Raw genomic sequence first — 5,957 nt, 5'->3', positions numbered from 1 at the left:
CCCCCTCATCCGCCCCTCCAGGGGCACCTTCTCCCACGAGGGGAGAAGGGATGCTTGTCGTCGTCCACCCCCGGGGTCTTCGACAGAGCACCCTCGCGGGGGAAGGCCGTCAGGATCGCTCGCGAGCCCCACGACCGACTTCATGCCCCGCCAGTTGAAAATCCCCATCGCCTCCATTGATGGGTTGACCGGGGGCGGCTATCGTGAAATCCGACGATCGGGCGCGCCGCGCCGCGATGGCGAGGGCCGGGTCGGATCGACGAGGAGCTTCCCTTGGATCATCGCTTCCAGGTGAACCTGAGGGGGATCATCGACCTCCTCTCGAACCACCTCTACAGCCGCCCGGAGGTGTTCGTCCGGGAGTTGCTCCAGAACGCGGTCGACGCCATCACCGCGCGGAGGGCTCTCGACCCGGGATGCCCCGGCGAGATTCACCTGACCGTCGTGACGCGCGGCGGCGGGCCGCCGATGCTGGAGGCCCGCGACGACGGCGTCGGGCTGACCGAGGCCGAGCTGCACTCGCTCCTTGCGACGATCGGCCAGTCCTCCAAGCGCGACGACCAGGGCCGGCGCACGGGGGATTTCCTCGGGCAGTTCGGCATCGGCCTGCTGTCGTGCTTCGTGGTCAGCGACGAGATCGTCGTCGTGACCCGGAGCGCCCGGGGGGGCTCGCCGGCCGTCGAGTGGCGGGCGAAGGTCGACGGCACTTACTCCGTCCGGTCGCTCGACGCCGACGTCGCCCCGGGGACCCAGGTCTACCTGACCTGCCGTCCTGGCCGCGAGGACTACTTCACGGCGGAGGCCGTGGCCGACGCCGCGTCCCGCTACGGGGCGCTCCTGCCCCACCCGATCCGCGTCACCGGCGGCAAGGCCTCGCGCGTCGTCAACCGCGACGGCGCGCCGTGGCGCGTCGAGCACGCCGACGAGACGGAACGCGCCCGGGCGCTGCTGCGGTTCGGCGCCGAGACGTTCGACGAGCGGTTCCTGGACGCGATCCCGCTCCGCTCGCGCGCCGGCTCCGTCGACGGCGTGGCGTTCGTCCTGGCCCACCCGGCGAACCTGAACGCCCGCCGCGGCCATCGCGTCTACCTGCGGAACATGCTGCTGAGCGAGGCCGCCGACGACCTGCTGCCGGACTGGGCCTTCTTCGCCAGGGCCGTCGTCAACGCCGACGACCTCCGCCCCACCGCCTCGCGCGAGGGGTTCTACGAGGACGACTCCCTCCGCGCGGCTCGGGCCGAGCTGGGGGATTGCCTGCGCGACGCCCTGGTCGACATGGCCCGGCGGCACGGCGACCGCTTCCGGCGATTCCTGGAGATCCACCACCTCGCCATCAAGGCCCTGGCCGCCCAGGACGACGAGTGCTTCCGCCTGTTCGTCGACTGGCTCCCCTTCGAGACGACCCGGGGCCGCCTGACGGCTCGCGAGCTGTGCGAGGCCGAGCCGGTCATCCGGTACGTCGACGACGTGTCGACCTATCACCAGCTGGCGAAGGTGGCCACGTCGCAGGGGATCACGCTGGTCAACGCCGGCTACGTCTACGAGCCCGAGCTGCTGGCGCGGCTGCCGGAAGTCCGCCCCGACGTGGCGACGCGACGGGTCGAGCCGGAAGACGTCGCCCGCGAGTTCGACGAGCTGGACCTCGCGGAGCAGGAGGGGTTCCACGCCCTGCTCGACGCGGCGACGGAGGCGCTCCGGCCGTTCCGATGCCGCCCCGAGGCCCGCAAGTTCCGCCCGGCCGACATGCCCGCGCTCTACCAGGCGGGGACCGACGCCCGCTTCATCCGCTCGCTGGAGCAGAGCCGCGAGACGGCCGACCCGCTCTTCCAGGGGGTGCTCGAGAGCCTGGCGACCGGTCGCGGCCCGACGCCCCACACGACGCTCCTGCTCAACGCGTCCAACCCGATGATCCGACGCCTGGCGACCATCCGGGACCGCCAGGCGCTGGCCCGCGCGGTCGAGGTCCTATACGTCCAGGGGCTGATGCTGGCCCACCAGCCCCTCTCCTCCGGCGAGCTAGGCCTCCTCAGCCGCGGCCTCGCCGGGCTGCTCGACCTGCTCGCCGAACGACAGGAGCCCCCGTCATGAGCGACGCCCGCGAGCGGATCGGCGAGATCGAGAACGAGGCGTGGGGGCTCCCCCGCGGGGCCGCGAAGCTCGCGCTGCTGGAGGAGGCCGTCCGCCTGGCCGACTCCCTCGGCGACGTGGACCTCGGCTACGAGCTGCGGAACCAGGTCGCCGACACGGCGACGTTCTGCGGGCGGCCCGACGTGCTGCTCGTCGCCTTCTCGTGGCGCCTGGCGCAATTCGACCGCGCGCCGGACCGCTACTCGGACTTCGACATCCTCTGGCAGTACAAGTGGGTCGTGGACCACGTGGTCGAGTTCCCGGAGGTGCCGCTCCCCCGCATCCTCCAACTCCACGAGGACATGGAGCGACGGTATCGCGAGGCGGGCTCGACGATGCACGCGGTCTGGTCGCACCGGCGGAAGTTGTATCGCCACGTCGGCGACCCGGAACGGGCGGCCGAGGCCCACGCCCGGCTCCGCCGGTGCCGCCGCGACTACCTCAGCGACTGCGCGGCCTGCGTCGCGTTCGACGACTGCGCGTACCAGCGCTTCCGCCGCCAGTGGAGCCGATGCCTGGCCGCCGCGGAGCCGTTGCTGACGGGCGGGCTCTCCTGCGCCGAGCAGCCGCACATCACCTTCGGGCGCGTCCTGGTCCCGTATCTCCGCCTCGGCCGGATCGACGACGCCAGGGCCGCGCATGAGCGGGGCTATCGGAAGGTGAGGCGGGAGCCGCAGCACGTGATCCCCCATGCGGAGCACCTCGAATTCGAGAGCCTGGTCGGCGACCCGTCGAAGGCGAAGGGGATGCTGGAGCGGCACCTGCCCGACGCCCTCGTCGCCGTCTCCGTCCTCGACCGATTCCACTTCCTGCTCGCCGCCCGGACCTGGGCCGATCGGATGCTCCAGCGCGGCGTGGCCCGGATGAAGGTCCGCCTCCCCGCGGGCCCTCCCGCCCCCGACGACTCGGGCGTCTCCGACCTCGAACGGCTGGGGGGATGGTTCCTGGACCAGGCGCGGGGCATCGCCGATCGACTCGACGCCCGGAACGGGACCGACGCGTACCGACGCGCCATCGACGGCCGCGCCGAACTCCTGGAAATGGCGACGGACTGACCCGCCGCGGTGGCTTCGTTCGCGCGCCGGGGTCTCGCGCCGAATCCTCGCAAAACCCCATGTCAAAGCATCTTACGCCCGAACCGAGTTGGCTTCGTTCGTCGTTTTCGATGTGATTTTCCGGCCTCCGCCGCCGAAGCCCTTCGCCGTCGCGACGCCGACGGGCGGACCGCGGTCGACGGGGTCCGCGCCGGGCTTCCCCGTCGGGCGATCATCATGCCGCTTGCTGGACCGATTTCGGGATGTCAAAGAGCGCGACCATCGATCATCAAGCATGCTCCGCGGCGAGGAGCCCGGGATTTCAAGTTTCTCTCGCGCCGAGGAAAATAAAGCGGGGGAGGAATCATCTTCCTCTTCCTCCCCTCATCCAGCCGGGAAAGGGCAACCGCGCCAGCGGCGGGCGAGGGTCGCCTGGGCGCGGAGGCCCCGTCGGGGTGTGACGGCGTGGGCCGTCGCCGTCTCTACAGCCCGACGACCCTCACCCGGCCCTTCGGGCCACCCTCTCCCGGCGGGAGAGGGGACCGATCGCGCCTGGCGGGGCTCGCGCGCCGCGGATCGGTTCAATCAACCCCTTCCGCCTTTGCCTCTACCTCGGCGGGCCCCGGGGGCGCGTCCATGCCTTCCTCGTCGGCGGTGCGGTAGAGGGGGAGGTAGCGGTAGTAGACCTCCAGGGTCAGGATCGATAGCGAGGTCTGGTAGAGCCGGCCGGCGGACATCCCCCAGCGATCGGCGCTGGGGTAGGCGGGATCCCAGCTGCCGTGGCCGCAGCCGTCCTCGTGGATCTGGGCGTCGATCAGGGCCTCGCGGACGTGGGGGTTCCAGCGCTCCCAGTCCTTGTTCCGCATGTTGTGCAGGAGCTGGGTGGCGTAGTACCAGTAATAGATGTTCCGGTCCTCGGACGTTTGCAGGTGCGACGCGACCCGGGCGGCGCCCCTCGCCAGCGCGGGATGGTCGCGACCCCAGCCGAGGAGTTGGCGACCGACGAGGGCCTCGGCCGTCATGACCGGCGACGCGGATTGGCCCGGCTGGTAGGAGTACAGGATCCGCTTGCGGTCGAAGGCGGCCGAGTTGAGGTAGTTCGTGCAGCGCTGGACCGTCTTCTTCGGGATGGGGATCCCGGCGAGGTTCGCGCTGCGGAGGGCGAACAGGCTCCAGCCGAAGACGGAGGTGTCGCCCTCCTGGCCCGGCCGATACCGCCAGCCGCCCCCGCCGGCATCCTGCGACGCCACCAGGAACGCCGCCGCGCGTTCGGCGGGCTTGCGGAGCGCGGGGTCGCGCGAGAGGCCGTAGGCCTCGCAGAGGGCCATCGCGGCGATGGAGTGGCTATAGAGGTAGGCGGTGCCCGTCCCGCCGACGTGCAGGTCTCCGTCGGGCGCCTGGTTCGCGACCAGCCACTCGACCCCCTTCCTCACGGCCGCCTGGTGCGGGCCCTTCACCGTGTGGATGTGCCCAGCCCCCAGCAGCGGCAGCAGGGCCAGCCCGGTCGCGCCGGTCTGCGAGACGATCGCCGCGCGCGACGGGCATTCGCCGCAGACCTCGTTGACGTCGAGGGTCCAGGAGCCGTCGGGCCTCTGGTGGCGGACGATCCATTCGAGGCCGTCGTTCACGGCCTTCTCGGATCGGACGGTCCCCCCCTCGCGGCGGACGAGCCGGGCGCGGTCGACCCCGGACCGGCCCGAGAACGGCGCCTGGACGTTGGCCGAGAGCGCGCCCAGCGAGGCCGCGCCGACGAGCGAGGGGGCCAGTTCGGGCGGGGCCTCGGGCCCGGCGGGCTCGGGGGCGAAGGAGGCCAGCCCGGTGATCTCCGGCTGGTTGGCGAACATCACGTCCGGGTCTTCCGGCCCGAAGCTCAGCGAGGGCGGGTTCGGGTCGTCGAGATCCGTGAACGGGTCGCCGGAGCGGTCGGCCTCCGCCAGCGAGGTGAAGTCGTTCAACTCGCCGGGGGGGGCGGGCAGCTCCGCCGTGAAGGACCGCTCCCCCTCGGCCCCGCCGCCGAGCTGCATCAGGATCGCCAGCATCAGCAGCGCGAGCCCATGGAGGATCAGGCTCGCCCCCCACGACGGCACCGCGCGGAGGGCGCGTCGATCGATCGCTCGCCCCTCCCACTCAACCGAGACGCGGGCGACGTGATCCAGCAACCCCCGCGGCATGTCGCGAAGTCTCATGGCCGGTCCCGGAAAGGACGGAGATCGGAACGCCCCCCGACTTCCCCCCATTGTAGGAGGCGGCGCACCGGGCCGACCAGCCGCCGGGGCAGGGCCCTCCCCGAATAATGGAGCGCCTTCCCCGATCGACTCAGCCCGGGAATCATCGACGAGATCGCCGAGCGCAAAAAAATCCCCGGCCGAAACCGGCCGGGGACTGGATCACTTCCTCAACGGGCGAGCCGTTCAGGACTGCGGGGCGGCGGGGGCGTCCGAGATACCCGGGACCGGAGGAGCGGTCGGGATCTCCGGGGCGGACGGGATCTCCGGGGCGGCGGGAGCGGCCGGGATCTCCGGGGCGGCGGGAGCCGGCGGCGGCTCGTCGGCGGCGGGGGCCGGCGGGGTCGGGGTGGCGGGAGCGGCCGGGGCCGCCTCGCCCTGCGGGGCCGCCTGGGCCTGCGGGGCCGCCTGGGCCTGCGGCGCGGGGGCGACCTTGGCGGGGGCCTGCGGCGTGGGGGTCTGCTTGGACGGAACCTGGGCATAGGCCGTCGAGGCCGCGAGGGCGACAGCCGTCGCGCCGAACAACCGAGCGCTCAACATTGTTGCAATCTCCACGGATACCGGATCGGGG

Annotated in this window: 4 protein-coding genes; 2 read left to right on the top strand and 2 right to left on the bottom strand. The window is 72.1% G+C overall.

The genetic code is table 11. The features are described 5' to 3' along the window. Window positions 1–273 precede the first annotated feature (273 nt). Window positions 274–2,088: an HSP90 family protein gene (locus WG209_RS23370; RefSeq protein ID WP_337177516.1), complete on the top strand. Its 1,815-nt coding sequence runs from the start codon at window positions 274–276 to the stop codon at window positions 2,086–2,088. Further along, window positions 2,085–3,182, top strand: a complete 1,098-nt coding sequence (locus tag WG209_RS23365; protein WP_337177515.1) for a hypothetical protein — start codon at window positions 2,085–2,087, stop codon at window positions 3,180–3,182. Before WG209_RS23370 ends, WG209_RS23365 begins: the two co-directional genes overlap by 4 nt. A gap of 560 nt (window positions 3,183–3,742) precedes the next feature. On the opposite strand, the gene WG209_RS23360 is transcribed toward WG209_RS23365, so the two are convergent. Beyond that, window positions 3,743–5,347: a prenyltransferase/squalene oxidase repeat-containing protein gene (locus WG209_RS23360; protein ID WP_337177514.1), complete on the bottom strand. Its 1,605-nt coding sequence runs from the start codon at window positions 5,345–5,347 to the stop codon at window positions 3,743–3,745. 225 nt (window positions 5,348–5,572) lie between these two features. Beyond that, window positions 5,573–5,957: hypothetical protein (locus tag WG209_RS23355; protein ID WP_337177513.1), on the bottom strand; the 385-nt coding region annotated here is incomplete at its 5' end.

The sequence above is a fragment of the Paludisphaera sp. genome (assembly GCF_037189885.1).
Lineage (GTDB): Bacteria > Planctomycetota > Planctomycetia > Isosphaerales > Isosphaeraceae > Paludisphaera.
The sequence above is the reverse complement of the archived record's forward strand: the minus strand, read 5'-3'. Positions and strand labels throughout refer to the sequence as shown.

Bases quoted from the DNA above. Each gene is read 5' to 3' on its own strand.
- WG209_RS23365 (WP_337177515.1), top strand. From the start codon at position 2,085: ATGAGCGACGCCCGCGAGCGGATCGGCGAGATCGAGAACGAGGCGTGG.
- WG209_RS23360 (WP_337177514.1), bottom strand. From the start codon at position 5,347: ATGAGACTTCGCGACATGCCGCGGGGGTTGCTGGATCACGTCGCCCGC.